20 protein-coding genes are annotated in these 19,199 nt (G+C 42.0%); 10 read left to right on the forward strand and 10 right to left on the reverse strand.

Annotated features, from left to right (window positions below; genetic code table 11):
- Position 1: 1 nt before the first annotated feature.
- Together ACFOWS_RS14660 and ACFOWS_RS14665 are read left to right on the forward strand one after the other, a co-directional pair.
- Positions 2 to 904, forward strand: coding sequence for a histone deacetylase family protein (locus ACFOWS_RS14660; protein WP_379766032.1), 903 nt, complete (start codon positions 2 to 4; stop codon positions 902 to 904).
- A gap of 29 nt (positions 905 to 933) precedes the next feature.
- Positions 934 to 1,773, forward strand: a complete 840-nt coding sequence (locus tag ACFOWS_RS14665) for a phosphatase PAP2 family protein (RefSeq protein ID WP_379766035.1) — start codon at positions 934 to 936, stop codon at positions 1,771 to 1,773.
- 255 nt (positions 1,774 to 2,028) lie between these two features.
- On the opposite strand, the gene ACFOWS_RS14670 is transcribed toward ACFOWS_RS14665, so the two are convergent.
- From ACFOWS_RS14670 to ACFOWS_RS14700, 7 genes are all read right to left on the reverse strand, one after another.
- Positions 2,029 to 2,469, reverse strand: coding sequence for a hypothetical protein (locus ACFOWS_RS14670; RefSeq protein WP_379766038.1), 441 nt, complete (start codon positions 2,467 to 2,469; stop codon positions 2,029 to 2,031).
- 93 nt (positions 2,470 to 2,562) lie between these two features.
- Entirely contained in the window at positions 2,563 to 2,985 is a 423-nt protein-coding gene (locus ACFOWS_RS14675; RefSeq protein ID WP_379766041.1) for a hypothetical protein, read from the reverse strand.
- A gap of 131 nt (positions 2,986 to 3,116) precedes the next feature.
- On the reverse strand, positions 3,117 to 3,449 hold the full coding sequence (locus ACFOWS_RS14680) for a single-stranded DNA-binding protein (RefSeq protein ID WP_366586628.1): 333 nt from the start codon (positions 3,447 to 3,449) through the stop codon (positions 3,117 to 3,119).
- 592 nt (positions 3,450 to 4,041) lie between these two features.
- On the reverse strand, positions 4,042 to 4,530 hold the full coding sequence (locus ACFOWS_RS14685; protein WP_379766044.1) for a hypothetical protein: 489 nt from the start codon (positions 4,528 to 4,530) through the stop codon (positions 4,042 to 4,044).
- A 32-nt stretch (positions 4,531 to 4,562) separates the two neighbouring features.
- Positions 4,563 to 6,758, reverse strand: a complete 2,196-nt coding sequence (locus tag ACFOWS_RS14690) for a xanthine dehydrogenase family protein molybdopterin-binding subunit (RefSeq protein ID WP_379766046.1) — start codon at positions 6,756 to 6,758, stop codon at positions 4,563 to 4,565.
- Entirely contained in the window at positions 6,751 to 8,304 is a 1,554-nt protein-coding gene (locus ACFOWS_RS14695) for a CRTAC1 family protein (RefSeq protein ID WP_379766049.1), read from the reverse strand. Before ACFOWS_RS14695 ends, ACFOWS_RS14690 begins: the two co-directional genes overlap by 8 nt.
- A 116-nt stretch (positions 8,305 to 8,420) precedes the next feature.
- Entirely contained in the window at positions 8,421 to 8,819 is a 399-nt protein-coding gene (locus ACFOWS_RS14700) for a LytTR family DNA-binding domain-containing protein (RefSeq protein ID WP_379766052.1), read from the reverse strand.
- A gap of 496 nt (positions 8,820 to 9,315) precedes the next feature.
- Here ACFOWS_RS14700 and ACFOWS_RS14705 point away from each other — a divergent pair, with 496 nt between their 5' ends.
- From ACFOWS_RS14705 to ACFOWS_RS14720, 4 genes are all read left to right on the forward strand, one after another.
- Positions 9,316 to 9,540 (forward strand): hypothetical protein, encoded by a 225-nt coding sequence (locus ACFOWS_RS14705; protein ID WP_379766055.1) that lies wholly within the window; start codon positions 9,316 to 9,318, stop codon positions 9,538 to 9,540.
- Positions 9,541 to 9,697: 157 nt separating this feature from the next.
- Entirely contained in the window at positions 9,698 to 10,192 is a 495-nt protein-coding gene (locus tag ACFOWS_RS14710; protein ID WP_379766058.1) for a Dps family protein, read from the forward strand.
- A gap of 47 nt (positions 10,193 to 10,239) precedes the next feature.
- On the forward strand, positions 10,240 to 10,704 hold the full coding sequence (locus ACFOWS_RS14715) for a hypothetical protein (RefSeq protein WP_379766061.1): 465 nt from the start codon (positions 10,240 to 10,242) through the stop codon (positions 10,702 to 10,704).
- Between the two features lie 123 nt (positions 10,705 to 10,827).
- Positions 10,828 to 11,433 carry a GNAT family N-acetyltransferase gene (locus ACFOWS_RS14720; RefSeq protein ID WP_379766064.1) on the forward strand — a complete coding sequence of 202 codons (606 nt, stop codon included), beginning with the start codon at positions 10,828 to 10,830 and terminating at the stop codon, positions 11,431 to 11,433.
- Between the two features lie 11 nt (positions 11,434 to 11,444).
- Here ACFOWS_RS14720 and ACFOWS_RS14725 read toward each other — a convergent pair whose 3' ends face one another.
- Positions 11,445 to 12,581: a glycerate kinase gene (locus ACFOWS_RS14725; RefSeq protein ID WP_379766067.1), complete on the reverse strand. Its 1,137-nt coding sequence runs from the start codon at positions 12,579 to 12,581 to the stop codon at positions 11,445 to 11,447.
- 128 nt (positions 12,582 to 12,709) lie between these two features.
- Here ACFOWS_RS14725 and ACFOWS_RS14730 point away from each other — a divergent pair, with 128 nt between their 5' ends.
- Together ACFOWS_RS14730 and ACFOWS_RS14735 are read left to right on the forward strand one after the other, a co-directional pair.
- Positions 12,710 to 13,411: an SIMPL domain-containing protein gene (locus ACFOWS_RS14730; RefSeq protein ID WP_379766070.1), complete on the forward strand. Its 702-nt coding sequence runs from the start codon at positions 12,710 to 12,712 to the stop codon at positions 13,409 to 13,411.
- Positions 13,412 to 13,448: 37 nt separating this feature from the next.
- Positions 13,449 to 13,937, forward strand: a complete 489-nt coding sequence (locus tag ACFOWS_RS14735; protein WP_379766073.1) for a DUF6265 family protein — start codon at positions 13,449 to 13,451, stop codon at positions 13,935 to 13,937.
- A gap of 8 nt (positions 13,938 to 13,945) precedes the next feature.
- Here the strand turns inward: ACFOWS_RS14735 and ACFOWS_RS14740 are convergent, their stop codons facing one another.
- Positions 13,946 to 14,527, reverse strand: coding sequence for a TetR/AcrR family transcriptional regulator (locus ACFOWS_RS14740; RefSeq protein ID WP_379766076.1), 582 nt, complete (start codon positions 14,525 to 14,527; stop codon positions 13,946 to 13,948).
- 39 nt (positions 14,528 to 14,566) lie between these two features.
- Positions 14,567 to 15,316, reverse strand: coding sequence for a glucose 1-dehydrogenase (locus tag ACFOWS_RS14745; RefSeq protein WP_366586596.1), 750 nt, complete (start codon positions 15,314 to 15,316; stop codon positions 14,567 to 14,569).
- Between the two features lie 160 nt (positions 15,317 to 15,476).
- Here ACFOWS_RS14745 and ACFOWS_RS14750 point away from each other — a divergent pair, with 160 nt between their 5' ends.
- Positions 15,477 to 18,626, forward strand: a complete 3,150-nt coding sequence (locus ACFOWS_RS14750) for a VPS10 domain-containing protein (protein WP_379766079.1) — start codon at positions 15,477 to 15,479, stop codon at positions 18,624 to 18,626.
- On the forward strand, positions 18,626 to 19,198 hold the full coding sequence (locus ACFOWS_RS14755) for a pentapeptide repeat-containing protein (protein ID WP_379766082.1): 573 nt from the start codon (positions 18,626 to 18,628) through the stop codon (positions 19,196 to 19,198). Before ACFOWS_RS14750 ends, ACFOWS_RS14755 begins: the two co-directional genes overlap by 1 nt.
- The last annotated feature ends 1 nt before the right edge of the window (position 19,199 follow it).

Below are 19,199 nucleotides of genomic sequence, written 5' to 3' on the forward strand. Positions count from 1 at the left end.
AATGCTCAAAATAGCGTATCATCCCATTTACAAACATCATTTACCCCATGGGCACCGATTTCCCATGATGAAGTATGAGTTGTTACCACAGCAATTACTTCATGAAGGAACTTGTACCGCAGCGAATTTTTTTGAACCTAATTTTCCTGATGATTCCCACATTTTAGAAGTACATGACGCCACATATTATGATGATTTGGTGAATCTTGAACTCAAACCAAGTGCCGCACGAAAAATTGGATTTCCACTGAGCACGGAATTGGTACAACGGGAACGGATTATTGCAGATGGCACCATAAAAGGGTGCGAATTTGCATTGGAGCATGGCATTGCCATGAACATCGCAGGAGGCACACATCATGCCTATTCCAATCGCGGCGAGGCTTTTTGTATGTTGAACGACCAAGCCATCGGAGCCCGATACCTTCAAAATAAAAAATTGAAAAACAATATTTTAATTATTGATTTGGACGTTCACCAAGGCAATGGCACCGCAGAAATTTTTAATACTGACCATTCTGTTTTTACATTTTCCATGCATGGCAAGGGCAATTACCCCTTTAAAAAGGAAACTTCGGACCTTGATATTGCCTTGGACAAAGGAACCACGGACCAAGAATATCTTTCCGTTTTAAAAAACACCCTCCCCGAGCTTCTGGGAAAAGTACAACCCGATTTTATCTTTTATCTCTGTGGTGTGGATGTGCTCGCTTCGGACAAATTGGGAACACTGGCCCTAACTTTGGAGGGCTGCAAGGAACGTGACCGCTTTGTGCTACAAACCTGTTTTGATGCCAACATTCCAGTGCAATGCAGTATGGGTGGCGGATATTCACCAGACATCAAAATCATTGTGGAGGCTCATGCCAATACTTTTCGATTGGCACAGGATATTTATGCGTAATTTTATCGACCATTTAGTTTTCAACCTTCATGAAAATACTGAAATACTTCATCGCCTTGTTGACGATATTGCCGCTAGCTGCACAAGATTTGCAATCAGAAAAAAAGAAAACGCTTTGGAACGATTTTACTTATGATGTTGGCAACATTTTTGGCGGTGTGGGCTATTCCTATTCCAGACCATTTCATTGGAAAGGAAATGACTGGGCCAACTTTGGGTATTTGGCCGGTGGCACCCTACTTCTTTTTACAGTTGATGAAGAAGTTAATCATTGGAAAAATGGCTTTCAGGAGGATATCCCTGATTTTGTGATTGACTATGGGCACGAATATGGAAGTCCGGAAAACAACTACATGCTCACCGGAGGGGTTTATTTGGCCGGACTGTTTACGAAAAATGAAAAATTAAGACGGACGGGGGTACTTTTGATTGCTTCTGCGACCGCAGGGGGCTTTTTGCAACAGGTAAGTAAGCGCATCATTGGTAGGGCTCGGCCCAAAAGTGGGGCTGGTTCTGCCACATTTGACCCATTTCATTTGGATAGGGTGTATGATTATGATTCTTTTCCTTCCGGTCATGCCATGTTGGCCTTTAGTAATGCCTATGCCATTGCCAAACAGTTTAAAAGTCCATGGGTGAAAGCAGGTTTGTATACGGTAGGTTCCATCCCGGGTTTGGTACGTGTAGTGGATGATTTTCATTGGGTTTCGGATGTGGTCTTTAGTACAGTTTTGAGCATTTTTATCGTGGAATCCATCGACAGGTATTTAGATTCCAAGTACAATGAAAAGTACAATGACCAGTCCAAAAATATAAGCTGGAACCTTTCTTTTGGCCCCAGTACTATGGGCGTATCACTTCAATTTTAGGATTGTCGATACTGTATTGTTGATAATTTTCTTATTTAGATTAATTTAAAATAATTACTTTTGTCTGGTTCTTGGATATCGAAATGGGTAAAAAGAAAAAGGATTCAAAGAAAAAGCTCAAAAAAGCATTGCTGAAAGAATTGTCATCCCACGGCAATTTAAAATCCAAATGCTGTGAGAAATACAAGAAAAAGGAAAGCAAGCGGTGCAAAAAATGCCCGTGCTTTGACCTTTTAAAGAAAGTCGCCTAGACCTCTACTTGATTTTTACCTGCCACTCGCTAAGCGTTCTATTGTACACTTCAGTCCCCAAAGAAATTTTTTGTTTATGGTAGTCGTAGGGCTGATACATTAAGTAGGGGGTTATCTGCTCAAAGTAGTAATCTGTATGGTTGCAATGGTCCTCACAAACCTCATCATGTTTTAGGTATGCATTCTTTTTTGCAAACATGTAGGCATCATAGGAAACCCAATCCCAATCTTTTAAATCCTTTTCAAAGCGTTTTTGGTCTTTCCAAATGTCCAATTCGTCTTCTTTATTGCCGGTGACCAAGGTTTGCTCATACTTGGCATCTTGTTGCGCACGTTCCATAAAAAAACTGATTCTTTGTTTTTTGGAATCTACTTTGTGATTTTGGGCGAATACGGTGTTAGTCGTGAAAATCACAAGTACGAAGACATAACCAAACCATTTCATAATTCAAGTTTTATAGGTGAACTTTTATGAATGCTGAGGTTTTCAGTATAGAAACAACTGAAGATGAAAATACCCTACCGGGTAAGCAATCTGTTATTTAAATTTATTTGGGGATGTTCTGGTTTGGGCTTCAGAAAGTAATCGTCCATATATGGAGTCATTGGACATTTGCATAAGGAAGGAGGCCTCCTCTCTTTTGTAGAAGTCACCATGCCCGCAGTCAGGATGACAGTGCTCGATATGATCAACATAGGATGGCCTTTTTTTACTGATATAGACATGATAGGCCTGTGGGTTTTTCTGCAGGAGCATTATTTCAAAATTCTTTTGATCTCTCCAATAGTCGCGTTCATCTTTTTCATTGGAAAAGCGTTGCTCCTGTTCGTAAATCGCATCGCGTTCGGCCAGGCTTTCGTAAAATATAACGTCAGAGGCAGTAAGTTCGCCATCCTGTGCCAAAGAGAATGACCAGAAACCAAGAATAAAAACGAATATTAGGGTTTTTGCTACTTTCATAATAGCTCACTTCATTTGACGAATAACCACCCCAATAGTTACGCAGTTCATCTTTAAGATATGGTGAAAACACCGTAAACAAAAAGAAAGGGGACAAATTGCCCCCTTTTCCGATGATTTGCAAAAGCCCTCTATTTTCCTAACATCAACATTTCGTTGCACTTAACTTCGGTGATGTAGCGTTTTTCGCCTTCCTTGGTTTCATAGGAGCGGGTCATTAACTTTCCTTCAATCATGACTTCTTTGCCCTTGGTCAAATAATTTTCCGCGATTTCGGCCAACTTACCCCAAGCAACCACATTGTGCCATTGGGTGTCGGTCACCTTTTCCCCTTCTGAATTTTTGTAGGTTTCATTGGTAGCGATTGAAAATTTGGCCAGTTTACTCCCATTTTCCATTGTGATCATTTCTGGGTCATTACCCAAGTTACCAATCAACTGTACTTTGTTTTTAAGCGAGTTCATACAAATAAGATTTAAGCGTTAAACAATTGATACTATCGAACTTAGAATTCGACAGGGCAAACATAAAACCACTAAAATCCATGAATCGGTCATGAATCATTTGTTTTCGTTTGTAAACGGATGTAAATGACTGTAAATGTATATAGGTGCCCCATGGGCACCTTAGAATTCATTCATGTTGGTACAGATGGGTTATGTACCAGCTGTCGACACTTGTACAATTACAACTATCAAAGCAATTATTGATCCAATTAAAAAAATGATGGCGGTAATAAGTCGGAGTATTTCAGAAGCTTTCATAAGTACACATTTTTGAAAGTTAAATATCAACGTGTACTAATGCTTTCCCCTAACTGACGTAGGAAAGCTACAAAAAAAAATTTCTTAGTCTAAAAATCTAAGCCTCAACATCCCTATTTTTAGCTTTTTAAGAGAAACGGGGGTTAAAAATTAAGGGGATCTTATCAATATTTACCAAAAACTGATTTTTATTCAAAAAATGTGACTTTTAAGACACAGGTTTAACATTTATTCGTGTCTCATATTGCATATATACCCCTCATTCAGACCGAACACCCTTTTCCACATATTTCTAGATGCCAGGATTCTCCGGGTCGCCATATTTATTTTCACCTTTCCATAAATATCCATTGAAATCCTCATCAAAGACAATCTCCCCAAAGCGTTCGTGGTATTCTTCGCTAGAAGCATCTACTCCATTTCGTAAGGTGAGCTTACGATTTTTAGGGTCCCAATCCAGAATATCGTTCAGAACCTTATGCCAATTGCTGAACATGGATGTCATTTCAAATTGTTGGGCCTTGAAATTGTAATGAATATACCAGCGATAGGTCCGCTCCACGCCTGTTGACGAGACCGCTTCCGATTCCAATTCTATATACGTACTGTCCATTACATATTTACCCGTGCGAAGCGTCTCTTCCCACCAACCCTCTTCAGTATTGTCTTCCCGAACTTGCCATTTTCCGATTAAAAACTCCAAATCCTTAATGCTTTTTTCTTGCGCAGACAGGGTTGTCAGGATACTTAGGACGGTACCCAATAGAAAGATAGTTTTCATGATTGCTTGATTTTTTGATTGACCCTATTAATTTAAGCATTTTTCAATTGGTTTTGAATGGGAAGCTTTCGGATTCGAACACCGGAAGCAGCAAAAATAGCATTGGTCAAAGCGGGTGCGGCAGGAGGCAAAGGTGGCTCTCCTAGCCCTCTGGGCGGCAAATCATTCTTAATGAACTCCACGTGAATTTCCGGTACTTCACGCATACGCATCCAAGGATAATCATGAAAATTAGACTGCTGGGCGGCGCCATCTTTGATGGTAACCTCCCCGTAAAGTGCGGCACACAAGCCTTCCAAAATGCCCCCTTCCACCTGTGCTCTGGCCCCGGATGGGTTCACTACAATGCCACAATCCACCACTACATCAATCCTCAAAATTTTAATATTGCCATCTTCCGTGACCTCAACGGTGACCACTTCGGCCAAAAATGAGCCGGAATTCTTCGCTGCCGCAAAACCCCTGCCTTGCCCTTTGGGCAAAGGTTCGTTCCAGCGACTGTTTTTTCGAACTTGTTCCACTACCGTAATCAAACGACCCACGTCATATTCATAGTCCCCGACCACGGGAACCATTCGAGCTGGGCCCAAAAATTCCAGAAAGTGGTCAATAGGATCCTTTTTATGGAAAAAAGCCAATTCGTCCAAAAAGCTTTGTACCGTAAATACATTTGCCGACTGGGCCACAGCGCGCCACTGACCTAGGGGAACATCGCTCAGCACATGACCGTATTCAAATTGAAGATTGGGTACAAACCCTGCCGGAAATTCATATTCATCAATCTCGGTGCCGGCCGGACTCCCTTCCCTGCCCAAAGATGTTACGCGCGAGGCATTGGCTAAAATATGTCGCCACCCAGTTACTTTTCCATCTTTATCGATAGCCGCGGTTAGTTTTTGAACACTGGCAGGTCTATACCAGTCGTGTTTAATATCTTCCTCTCGGGTCCAGGTGAGTTTAACCGGTTTTCCCATTTCTTTTGAGAGTATGGCGGCATCCATGGCATAATCCACATAGTATCGTCTGCCAAAAGCCCCTCCACTCCTTAATAGGTGTATCTTGATTTGCTCTGGTTTCAAATTAAAAAGTTTGATCAATCCCTTTTCCAGAGCTTCCGGATTTTGGGTAGGGGCCCAAACCTCACAGCTATTTTCCCTAAAATCCACAGTACAGTTCATAGGTTCCATAGGTACATGGGCCAAAAAGGGCAGCTCGTAGGTTTGCTCAAAAACCGTGGCCGCATTTTTTCGCGCAGCTGTAAAGTCCCCATCTTTTCGGACCAGCTCGGTGTCATCAAACTGGTTTCTGAATTGTTCAAAAAGTAGTTCCGTATTTTCTCTTCGGGATGATGTGTTGTCCCAAACTACTTTCAACTTTTCAGCACCTTTGAACGCTGTCCAAGTGGAATTGGCCACAACGGCGACCCCGTTCATAAAATTAGGGCTATTGGGACCGAGCAATCGCCCACCATATTCGCTGTTTCTTAATGTGATTACCTCCATTACTCCTTGAACGTTCTTGGTCTCTGTATCATCAAAACTTTCCAAGCCTCCCCCAAACACTGGGTTTTTTACCACAGTGGCATACAGCATTTCAGGGAGGTTGATGTCGATACCGAATTGAGCCGTACCGTCCACCAATTCCTGAATATCAACATGAGGAAGGCTCTGCCCTACAATGGTATACGAATCTACTGGTTTAAATTCTACTTCTTCCGGCAATTCCATCTGGGAAGCTTCAGCTATCAACTCTTCAAAGGGAATGCTTTCACCGGTTCCTGTATGAATCACATTACCTTTTTCGGTCTTAAATTGATCTTTTGATTGCTGCATTCGATTAGCGGCTACTTCAACGAGCACACTCCGAACTTTGGCCCCAGCAGTCCGCATTAAATCCCAATTAAGGATTACGGCATAGCTTCCGCCGGCCCACTGTTCATCATACTTTTTATCGTAATCTCCTTGGACCACCTTCACTTTTTCCCAATCCGCTCCCAATTCTTCCGCCAGAATCATGGGCAAGGCTGTTTTGATACCCTGACCTATTTCAGGGTTCTTGGCGATTAGGGTCACCCAGCCATCGGTATCAATTTCGATGAGGGGCAACATTGGATACTTTACGGCACGGCCATTGGGTGCGCAGGACTGATAATGCAATCCGAGCAACAACGCACCACTTGCAGATGCAGTAAGTTGCATAAAATGTCTTCGGTTCAAAGTTTTATTCATGATTTCGCTTTTTGATTTCTTTGCCTTCAATCACTTGGTAGGTATGATTTATTTCCAATGCTGTGGCCGATTGGGTAGTTCCCGAAGGCCATACTATTTCAACTTTCTGGATTTTTGAATCCCCCAATCCGAAGTGGACTTCGGGTGCATTTTCACTGCCATAGCCAGTTTCTCGAATGAAGTAGCGCGTCAATACCCTACCATCTTCCAAACTTAGCTTTACCCAACTTCCTATACCGTAGGTATTGGATTCCACCCCTTGCAACTGAAAGGTGACCCAGTTCCGGGTTGGTCCAAGATTGAGATAACAGTCATTGGCCTCCGCTTCGCCGCCCCAATTGCATACATAGAGGTCCAAATCTCCGTCTCGATCCAAATCTCCCATTGCCGTGCCTGCGGAAATGTGGCCCTCAATGGCCGGAAGGGCATTATACACCCGTTGCATGGAAAAATCCTTGCGTCCGAGAAACATAAAATTCTGGATTTCAGGATAACCTTCAGTGCCATTGGCAACATATAAATCCAACCAACCGTCATTATTAATATCTCCCCACGCCTGCCCTTTCGAGGGACGATGAATTTCGTAGGCCACTTCATTATCCGATTTGGAAAACTTTCCATTTCCAATGTTCTCGTAAAGGGCATTTTCATCAGAAATAGAGACATTGGTCACATACATATCCAAATCCCCATCATAGTCGAAATCCACTATAGAAATTCCATAGGAAGCATTTTCCTCTTCAACATGGATTCCGTTTTTTTCTTCTGTAAATCCACCAGATGATGTCCCCAGATAGAGATAGTTACGGTGCTTTTGGATTACGGCTCCTTGCTGGTCTTTTACCACAAAATTGACAATGTAAAGGTCCATAATCCCATCTCCGTTCAGGTCGCCCCAAGCGCATGATCTTCCATCACCCTTGTTGTTTACCCATGGACCTTCTGCTATTCTGGTGAATACGCCCTTACCGTCATTTGCGTATAAATTATCCGCCTCACCATCTCTATTAACCACAAATACATCCATGTCCCCATCCAAATCATAATCACACCAGCAAGCTCCCGGGGAATTGGTTCTATCCATGGTTAAGTCTCCACCTTGCCAAGGGGCAAAATTTCCCTTTCCATCATTTTGATACAGCAAATTGGGAACCCCAAACTGAGTGGTAAAAAAGAAATCTAAATCGTGGTCGTTGTCCACGTCTACGGTGTGGACAGATTCACTCCAAGCCTGAAGGTTATTTTCAGAAATGGCTTGTCTACTAAACCTATCTCCTTGATTGAGATAAATGGTATTGCCCAAGAGTTGAATTGAATCCACTTGATTGGCCACTACAATATCCAACCAGCCATCATTGTTTAAATCTGCCATGGACACTCCCCTAGAGCCCTGTGTTGGACCTTTGAGTGCGACATTCTTAAACAGAATCTCCTGACCTGTTGAAATGAAACCGGAGCTAAAACAAAAAATACAGACTAGAGCCCGGATGGATAGGAGCCCTCTTGGAATCTGATTGAATTGTGATCGTGAATAATAGCATGACATTTTGATTTTTGATTTTTGAATGTGACTTGAGTATAATTGCTACACCAAGCTATCCAATAAAAGTGATGTCATTTACGGTTTGCAGTGAACTGCACGGTTTTTGGTAGTGAATTGCACTAATGGGCTCTTTCTTTGAAGAATTGTTGGATTTTTTTGGAAAAACTCCGACTTACCTTGTGCTTGGTTTGGTCCTTTAAAACCAGTTCCAATCCTTGCGACATATTCCCCACCAACTCGGAAACATACTCTACATTGACAATGGTAGATCTATGAATTTTTTGAAACATGGGGCTGGGAAGAATATCATGGAATTCCTTGAGTGGTTTCCGCATTACAAAAATGCCCGAAGTTGTGGATAGTTTTGTATAGTAGTTCTCGGCTGTAAGCGAATGAATTTGGTGAGGCTCAAAAAAATAGGATTTGCCACCACGCGTGAGTTCCAATAGAATTGGATTATCCTGTTCGGCTTTTGATTCTTTTTCTGTCCATAGTTTTTCTATTACAAACCACAGCAATCCAAAATCTATGAGAGTCCAAAAAATAAAGAAGTAGCGATAAACCCCAAATCTAGATTCTGGATAATTTAAATAGGGACTAAAGTTTGAGCTTATCATGAAAAACCACCCGAAATGGCAGACAATCCAAAAGAGCCCCGTCAAAAAGCCAATCCATTTGCCATATTTTTGTAGAAGTGTCCTCTTTCTAACCTCCTTTAGAAGCCAAAAACCTAAGACCCAAGTTAACCAGATGCACAACTGCCATGCAATCACATACCAAACGGATACTTGATCCCGCGAAGAATATTCCCGCCAATGGATCAACACCGCAAGAAGCAGTGAAATTATTATCGTTATACCAATAAAATTCTTGGTCTTCATAAGAACAACAAGGTAACCTTTACTATCTGTATAAAGTTATTAAATAGTGGCAATCCACAAGTTCTATTGAGCTATTCCAGATTTGTGACTTACCTACATAATTGGTGTCCTAGTAAAAAATCAACTTAAACTCATGTCCATCCGAAGCATCAACAAATACACGGTCATAAAAAGATTTAGTCTTGGCAAACGAATGTACGATACCTTGGACACCCTATACATCCAAGAACTTGACTCAAAGAACCATGAGCCACAAAAAGTATTTAATAGTCACAAGGAATATGTAACTGATATATCTGCAGATATCTATTTGTCCCTAAACAAGGAATTTATTGTTCAGAGCGCCGACAATTATTGAACTACGCCGTTAGAATTGGCAAAACCCTTTAGTTTATTGGCGTTTTGGGCCTAAATACAGGTCAAAATTCTATTGCATCAATCTTTCCATCAATTGCATCAACCTTTCCTTTATTTGATAGGTATATTGAAAACGAAACAAAAAAATATAATAAAAGATGGAAGCTGTAAAGGCAAAAAATAAAACATTTAAAAAAATTGGATTCACCTATTTGGAAACCGCAGAAATTGTGGTAGCCCTAAATACCGTTTTGGCCAATTATCAAGTTTTCTACAACAAACTCAGAAACTTTCACTGGAATATTGAAGGACCAGAGTTTTTTGAGCTTCATGAAGAGTTTGAAAAAGAATATAACACCGTGAAGGAAAACATTGATACGGTGGCTGAACGCATACGAGTATTTGGCGTTAAAAGTAATTTCTCGCTGAAAAGAACCTTGGAACTATCCAAAGTTAAAGAATCGGAAAAAAGTAGGTCTGCTCTGGAAATGGTGCGAGAGGTACTCAAGGACTACGAAATTATCCATGATAGTTTGTTGGACGGCGTAAATGCCTCCTTGGAAACTGGCGATGTTGCCACTGAGAGAATTTTGACCGATTTCATTACCGAGTTGGAAGAAAGACATTGGATGTTCACTTCTTACCTAAAATAGGAAGCAGTCCAAACATAAAAAGAATTATGAACTTTAAAAAACACACCATGAAAACTATATTGACACTATTTTCATTCTTGACCCTCACCGCCTTCGCAGGGTATGGACAAGACGGGGTCATGAGTGCCACACAAGAACTGAAAACGTATACCGTATCTGAAAACGGAAAAGAAAAACAATTCAGTGTAAAAGTGATGGAGCATAGAAAATATGCTGTGGAACTGAACGAGAAAGATAAAGGAATGGTCAATCAAGACCGGAAATCAACCCCTGCATTTGTTACAAAGTTAATAGCCATTGACTATGATGCGGATGATGCATATGACAGTTATACAACCTTAAAATATAAAGGTTCGGATAAGAATGCCTTTGAAATGTCGCCTACGGATGAAGGTTTTGAAATCAGGGTAAATGACCGAAAAATGCACTACAATGTCTTGGATGATATGTACTACATTAAGGACAAGAACAAAGATTTCTTTATCATCGAAGAATTTACAGCCACACCATAACATCAAAAACAATTCAATCAAAGTTCGTTTTTTGATTGATTGGAGGGTCGGGAGAAATCCCGGCTTTTTTTATTGCCAAAATCGACCTATTTACAACTATATTTGAACTACAAAACACAACCTATGAAACCTTGGTTGCAACCCATTGCCCTTGAAGGAGAATTGGTTCGGCTGGAACCCATGCAGAAAACCCACAAAGTAGACCTAGCGTTTGCCGCCTCCGATGGCAATCTATGGGAACTTTGGTACACCACCGTTCCTTCCCCACCCAACATGGATGCCTACATGGACACCGCACTCAATGAACAACAAGCAGGTTTGGCTTTGCCTTTTACGGTGATTGATAAGAAATCCAATAAGATTATTGGCAGCACCCGTTATTTAAATGTGGATTCTAAAAATAGAAGGGTTGAGATTGGGGCCACATGGTATGCACAGCGCGTACAACGTACTGGAATCAACACCGAATGCAAATATCTTTTGCTAAGACATGCCTTTGAAACACTGACCTGTATTGCGGTTGAGTTTCGAACCCATTTCCATAACCATTCTTCCCGAAACGCCATTTTGCGCTTAGGGGCCAAACAGGATGGAATTCTTAGAAACCATCGGGTTGATGCAGAGGGCAATCTAAGGGATACTGTGGTTTTTTCCATTTTGGATAGCGAATGGAAAACGGTAAAAACTTCGTTGGAATTTAAAATGAAACGAGGGGCGTCCAAACAATGATAGCTTGCAGGTCACGCTTTCACTTGCTGCAACAAATGTGCAAAGTTATAACTGGCCAGTTCTAAATTTTCACTACTTTTTGCTTTGGCATCCTCCAAGTTTCCCACTTGGTTTAGAATGGAGACCGCATAATCCAATCCCATGGTTTGCATTTCTGAAATAGATATATTCAATGAACCACAAAAAGCAGCTATGGGCACTCCTTTCTTTTTTGCCGATTGAATAACGCCCGCAATGGTTTTTCCAGAAAAGGTCTGCCCGTCCAATTGTCCTTCACCGGTGATTATCCAATCTGCATCAGCCAAAGCTTCATCAAAATTGGCCAACTGCATCACCAAGTCAACTCCAGAAGTCAACTTGGCATTTAAGAAAACCACCGCTCCAGCACCCATACCGCCAGCGGCTCCGGCGCCGGGGATTTGTTGTACATCGACGCCAAATGTGGATTGAACCACTGCGGCAAAATGTTCCAAACCGTTATCCAATACTTCCACTTCTTCCGGTGATGCCCCTTTTTGGGGACCATACACTTTAGCTGCGCCATTTTCTCCATACAGTGGATTATTGACATCACAGGCCACTTGAATTTTTACGCCCTTTAGTTTTTCGTGAACGTTGTCTCTTCGGATTTCTTCCACATTGGCTAGATTTTTTCCAACGGGTTCGAGGGAAGTCCCATTTTTATCCAAAAATTCGTACCCCAAAGCTGTTGCCATGCCCATTCCTCCATCATTGGTTGCACTACCCCCAATCCCCAGCACAATGTTCTTAGCACCTTTCTCGATAGCATCCAAAATCATCTCCCCTGTTCCCAAAGAGGTAGTGTGCATACAATTCATTTCGTCTTTGGCCAATACTTTATAGCCAGATGCTTCAGACATTTCAATAAAGGCGGTTTTCTGGTCATCCGAAAGGAGATAATCAGCCTTTATTTTTCGAAACAACGGGTCGGTCACTTCCAAAGAAATCGAATGAGCATTGAGGTAATGCGCCACCACTTCAATGGTACCATCACCGCCATCGGCCAAGGGTTTTTTGAGTATTTCTGCATCGGGGAAGACTCTTTTAATGCCACTTTCCACGGCATCGCAGAACTCATGTCCGGTCAACGAACCTTTATATTTATCGGGAGCCAAAACAAATTTCATATGTACAATGTACTCAAAAATTGAAGAAACCTTAGGCTTTTAAAAGCTTGTACTTTTCTTACAAATAAAACGGCACAGGTTTTGCTTCTGAGGGGGAAGTATATACCTTTAATCAAAAACTAAAAATCATGAAAAAAATAATCTTTCCAATAATCACACTTCTGTTCTCAACAGCGCTATTTGCCCAATCCAAAAGCTTCTTGGACGTCCCCTATCTTGAAACATCGGCCCAAGTGGACACGCTGTTAACCCCAGATAAAATCTACCTGAACATTACCATTCAAGAAAAGGATTCCAAAGGTCGGGTTTCTGTTGAGGAGCAGGAAAACAAAATGGCGCAAAGATTGAAAGTGCTGGGTATAGACCTGGATGAACAATTGGTCATCAAAGACCTCAGCAGCAATTTTGAAAAGTATTTCCTTCGAGGAAAAGAGGTGCTTAAAAGCAAACAGTATTCCCTTTTGGTCTATACCGGAAAACAAGCCGCCGAAGTTATGGTGGCCTTGGAGCAGTTGGACATCGCCAACGTCTTTTTGGAAAAAACCGAATATTCCAAAATGGATGAACTGGAATTGGAACTAAAAGCCAGAGCCGTAAAAAAAGCCAAGCAAAAAGCAGATGCCCTAACTAAGCCGCTAGGTCAGAAAGTTGGTTTGGCCATTCACATTGTAGATAATTCTCAGCCCTATTACCCAAGATACAACCAAGCTCCAATGATGGAAATGAAAGCGGTTTCTGCTGATATGGGTCAGGCACAACCTTTGGACATTGATTTTGAAAAAATAAGAGTGGAGTCCACGGTGAATATAAAATTTGCGTTGTCCAATTAACTACTTTTCATTCGTCATACACCAAACAACCGATACAATGAAAAAACTACTATTTCTATTGTTTTTTCCTGTGGGAATCATGTCCGCACAAGAAACTTTACAGCTGTCCGAAGGACAGAACTCACCCAGCGCCTCACTTGAAGATGTTGCTTGGATTGCCGGGCATTGGCAGGGAGAGGCCTTTGGCGGTATGGCTGAAGAAATCTGGAGCAACCCCATGGGTGGTTCCATGATGTTTGTCTTCCGATTGGTGGCCGATAATGAAGTGTCCTTTTACGAAGTGGGGCACATTCAAGAAGTGGATGATTCCATAATTCTACAATTGAAACATTTCGATAAGAATTTGAGAGGTTGGGAGGAAAAGAATGAAACAGTGGATTTCCGGTTAGTGAAAATCGAAAGAAACAAAGCCTATTTTGAAGGCTTTACCATAGAAAAGGTAAGCGAAGACCAGATAAACATGTGGGTTCTCATTGAATCCAAAGACTCCGCGAAAGAAGTTCTGTTTGCCTACAAACGGATGTAAATCAGTTTTTAATCGAGAACAGATAGCCCTGACTTAAGCAACTTACGAAGTTTGTTTGGGTCAGGGTCTACTTTTGCCATGACCTGTAGCCCGCTGAAGAGGGCAAAAAGCATGTGTCCAATGCTCTCTGCATCTTTGGAAGCATCTATTTCCCCGTTTTCGATTCCTTTGTTGATTTGTGAAATAAAGATGCTTTCAATATTTTCCTTGTTCTTTCGCAACGCTTTGTGAATGGTTTCATCCCCTGGAATAAGCTCAGTGGTGGTATTGACCACAAAACAGCCTTTTTGGGCCATATCGTTTTGGGCTTTTTCGATGGCATCCTCAAAAAGTCGGCAAAACCCCGCTTTTACAGATTTCTCTTTGTCAAAAGTTGACTGAATGGTATCTCCCCCATCCTTTCTATAGCGCTCAAAAACTTTATTAAACAGCTCTTCCTTGCCACCAAAAGTATCGTACAAACTCGCCCTGTTGATGCCCAAGCAGGTCACCAAGTTCTGTATTGAAGTGGCATGGAACCCCTTTTCCCAAAAGAGTTCCATGGCCTTTTTCAATATTTCCTCTTCATTGAATTGTTTTGTTCTAGGCATTGTATTTGGAATAATTGTTCCAAATGTATCCAAAAAAATTTACACTTGTGCCAAGCCACCATCCACAGGTATCTCTGCTCCTGTGATAAAGCTACTATCCGAAGAAGCCAAAAACAATGCTGTTGTGGCTATCTCGGAGGAATTTCCATACCTTCCCAATGAAACCATAGATGGGAATGACGATGCCATCTCCTCAAAATCACCTTTGGGTATGTTGTGCTTATCATAAATCGGAGTTTCAATAGGACCTGGGGCAATGGCGTTTACCCGAATTCCTTTTGGGCCAAACTCCGTGGCCAAGGTACGTACCAAAGAACGTAATGCCGCCTTGCTGGAAGCATACGTAGACAACCAAGCAAAACCTTTTATATTAACTACAGATGTGTTGAATATAATACTGGCCCCTTCATTAAAATGATCATACGCGGCTTTTACAGTAAACAGAGGCCCCTTTACATTAATGTCGTACACCTCATCAAAAACAGCTTCGGTGAGTTTTTCAATGGGTTCCAAACGGAAGATACCTGCATTCAAGAAAAGAATATCAATCTTCCCAAAAGTCTCCACCGTTTTACTTATCAAAGCTGCACTATCGGCTGAACTGGAGGCTTCGGCCTTTACCAAGAGATACTCCCCTTGAAGTTCACTTTGTAGGGCATCCAATTTTTCTTGATTTCGTCCGGTAAGGACCACTTTTGCACCTTCTTCAAGGTATTTTTTGGCCGTTTCAAGACCCATTCCACTTGTTGCACCGGTTACTATGGCGACTTTTCCTTCCAATTTTCTCATGTTGTTTTTGATTTGTTCGATTTATATTTCGGAACGATTGTTCCAATACAAACATATACATTTCGGAACGATTGTTCCAAATAAAATCAATCTTTATCTTTTTATTAACAGATCAGTTGGGGTTTTGTATCTTACCCAGTGCTAACTCAACTTATCAAAAATGAAAGTATTTCAACTCTTCCTCACCCTTTTGCTATTACTGCCTTTTCAAACTGAAGCCCAGCGCAGAAACAGAAAATCCGCTGAACCTTCGATTACCATTAATGACTCTTTATTCCCTGGACTCAAATGGCGGAACATAGGCCCTTTCCGCGGAGGGCGAAGCGTCACCTCGACCGGGGTTGTGGGTCAGGCCCATACCTATTACATGGGAACCACAGGAGGCGGCATCTGGAAGACCACTGATGATGGGCTTACGTGGAACAACATTTCAGACGGGCAACTCAAGACCGGCACAGTAGGCGACATTGCCATATCGGAAAGTAATCCCAACTTGGTTTTGGTCGGGATGGGAGAACATGCGGCCCGTGGGGTCATGACCAGTATGGGGGATGGCGTTTACAAATCCACCGATGCCGGTAAGACATGGAAACATATGGGATTGGATGAAACCCGGCACATATCTGATGTTATCATTGACCCTACCAATCCGGATATTTTATTTGTTGCCGCGCAAGGTGCGCAATACGGTCCTTCGGAGCAGCGTGGGGTGTACCGCTCCATCAATGGTGGTGAAACTTGGGAACGGGTACTTTTTGTGGATGAAAACACAGGGGCTTCCTCCCTATCTATGGATATGAACAATCCTCTGATTCTCTATGCGGCCATGTGGCAACATCGCAGATATCCATGGACCATGGAATCTGGTGGTGCTTCTTCTGGATTGTATAAATCCATCGATGGTGGTACCACATGGAAAAAGTTGGAAAAAGGACTTCCGAAGGAATTTGGCAAAACTGGAATCTCTGTCTCAAGAGCCAATTCTGATGTGGTTTACGCCGTGCTTGAAGCGGAAGGCGAAAAAGGTGGGGTCTATAAAAGTGTGGATGCCGGAAAAACATGGCAACAGACCAGCAAAGACCGAATCAACATTGCACGCTCTTGGTATTACATGGAAATCTTTGCCGATACGCAGGATGAAAATATTGTTTACGTACTCAATGCCCCAGTGACCAAATCCATTGATGGTGGTAAGACCTTTGCCCCGGTTCCAACACCTCATGGAGATAATCATGATTTGTGGATTCATCCAAATAACAACCAAGTAATGATTAACTCCAACGACGGAGGTGCCAATATTTCCAACAACGGTGGAAAAAGTTGGAGTACACAGCAAAATCAGGCTACTTCTCAATTCTACAGGGTTATCACGGATAATTTAGTACCCTATAACGTATATGGCGGTCAACAAGACAACTCGGCCATCGGAATTGCCAGTAGAACCAATGATGATGGCATTGATTGGAAAGATTGGTACGATGTTGCAGGATGTGAAAGTGCATATTTGGCCTTCGACCCAGACAACCCAGAAGTGGTTTACGGCGGTTGTTACCAAGGCATCATTGAAAAATGGGTGCGGGCATCGCGAGAATCCAAACCCATTAAAGAATACCCAGAACTCGGGCTTAGCAAGGTACCGGAAGACTTTAAATTCCGATACAATTGGAATGCACCCATCATTGCTTCACCACATGACCGAAACACCGTATACCATGCCGGTAATGTGGTCTTTAAAACCCAAGATGGGGGTATTAGCTGGGAGGTCATCAGTCCAGATTTAACCCGGAATGATAAAAACAAACAAGGACCCGGAGGGGGGCCTTACACCAATGAAGCAGCAGGGGGTGAAAACTACAACACCCTTATGTATCTGGTGGAATCACCCCATGAAAAAGGGGTGCTCTACGCGGGGTCGGATGATGGTTTGGTGCACATCACCAAAGATGGTGGGGCGAATTGGGAGAACATAACACCTCCCAATCTTCAGGAAAGTATTATCAACAGTATTGAGGTGTCTCCACATGACCCTGCAACAGCCTATTTGGTGGCCATGCGCTACAAGTTCATGGATTTGAGTCCGTATATTTTTAAAACCTCTGATTATGGGCAAACATGGACGAAAATCACAAATGGCATTGAAGGGGAACATACCTTTCCAAGAGTTGTCCGAGAGGACAAAAAACAAAAAGGATTACTCTATGCCGGGACAGAAACTGGACTCTATGTTTCCTTAAATGATGGACAACTCTGGCAACCTCTTCAGTTGAATTTACCCATTGTTCCCATCAATGATTTGGTCATTCAAGATAATGACTTGGTGGCAGCCACCGCAGGACGTTCTTTTTGGATTTTGGATGATTTAGGTGCGATTCAAAATAGCGTTATGCCAGAGAGAACCTTCGCTATAGTTACCCCAAAAGACACGTATCGGATTTTTGGTGGAAGTTCTGAAAAACCCGTTCCGGGATTGGGTCAAAACCCAAAATCTGGGGTGACCTTTGATTATTACTTGCCCAAAAAACTGGATTCTATGGAGTTGAAACTAGAAGTTCTTTCCGGTGGAAGGGTCATCAAAACCATAACCAATCAAAAACCGGAAAATTTTAAAACATGGCCGGGTGGACCTCCAAAACCAGATGTTCTGACTTCTGAAAAAGGATATAACCGATTCACTTGGGATTTTACCAAAGATGCCATCCCTTCCATAGACCAAGTGTTTGTCTTTGGGGATTATGCAGGTTCCCGAGTAGCTCCCGGTACGTATACACTCCGTCTTTCCATGGAAAATGAAACTGTAGAAACCAATGCCGTTATTTTGGCAAACCCGAAAATTGAGGCAAGCCCATCGGACTACGCAGAGCAACAATCCGTATTGACCACCATTGATGAAACCTTAAAGGGCATGCACCAAGCGGTGAATCAAATGCGTGGTGCCAAAGACCAGTTGAATCAATATGAAAAATTGCTCAAGGATAATGAGGATGCTTCGGAATTACTTAAAAAGGGCAAAGCGTTGTTGGAGCGCATCACCACTTGGGAAGAAAAACTCATACAGCCACAACAAAAGACCTTTCAGGATGTTATCAACTTCAAGAACCAGCTCAATGCGGAATTCATGCACCTAAAAGGGTTTGTTGATGTAGCCGAACCTAAAGTGACCCAAGGGGCTAAAGAACGACTAAGAGACCTATTGGCCCAGTGGAAAACCTATGAAGATGAAAAGAATGCCATTGTGGGAAGTGAAATGAAGGAATACAACCAAATGTTCAAATCCTTGGAAATTCCCGCGATCATATTAACAGACGAGTAATGGCTGAATCCTTTTGGGTAGACCAAGAATTCATAAAACAGGAGTACACGGCGCATAAATTGCCCAAAGGTGATTATGAAAATTGCCGGTTTGTGGATTGCACGTTTGCCAAGGGATTTTTGGACAACCAAAATTTTGTGGAATGCTCTTTTGAAGGCTGCGATTTCACCAACACCAACATCGCCCATACCATTTTCAACGATATTTCTTTTATGGGTTGTAAGATGGTTGGACTACAGTTTGAAACCTGCAATCCGATACTGAGCACTTTTCAATTTAGAGGATGCAATCTTTCTGTTGCTTCATTCCATGGAATGAGCCTGCTTCAAACCCTTTTTGAAGATTGCAAATTGCACCAAGTTGATTTCAGTCAAGCACAATTAAAAGGATGCACTTTTCATGGTTCTGACTTTAAGGATGCCATTTTTGATAACACCGATTTGGAGCAGGCTGATTTTACCTCAGCCGTTAATTTCAACATTGACCCAAATGTTAATCACCTCAAAAAAAGTAAGTTCAGCAAAGATGGACTCATTGGTTTGCTAAAAAAATATGATATTGTGGTTACCTAAT

The organism is Flagellimonas marina, from assembly GCF_042651185.1.
GTDB lineage: Bacteria > Bacteroidota > Bacteroidia > Flavobacteriales > Flavobacteriaceae > Flagellimonas > Flagellimonas marina.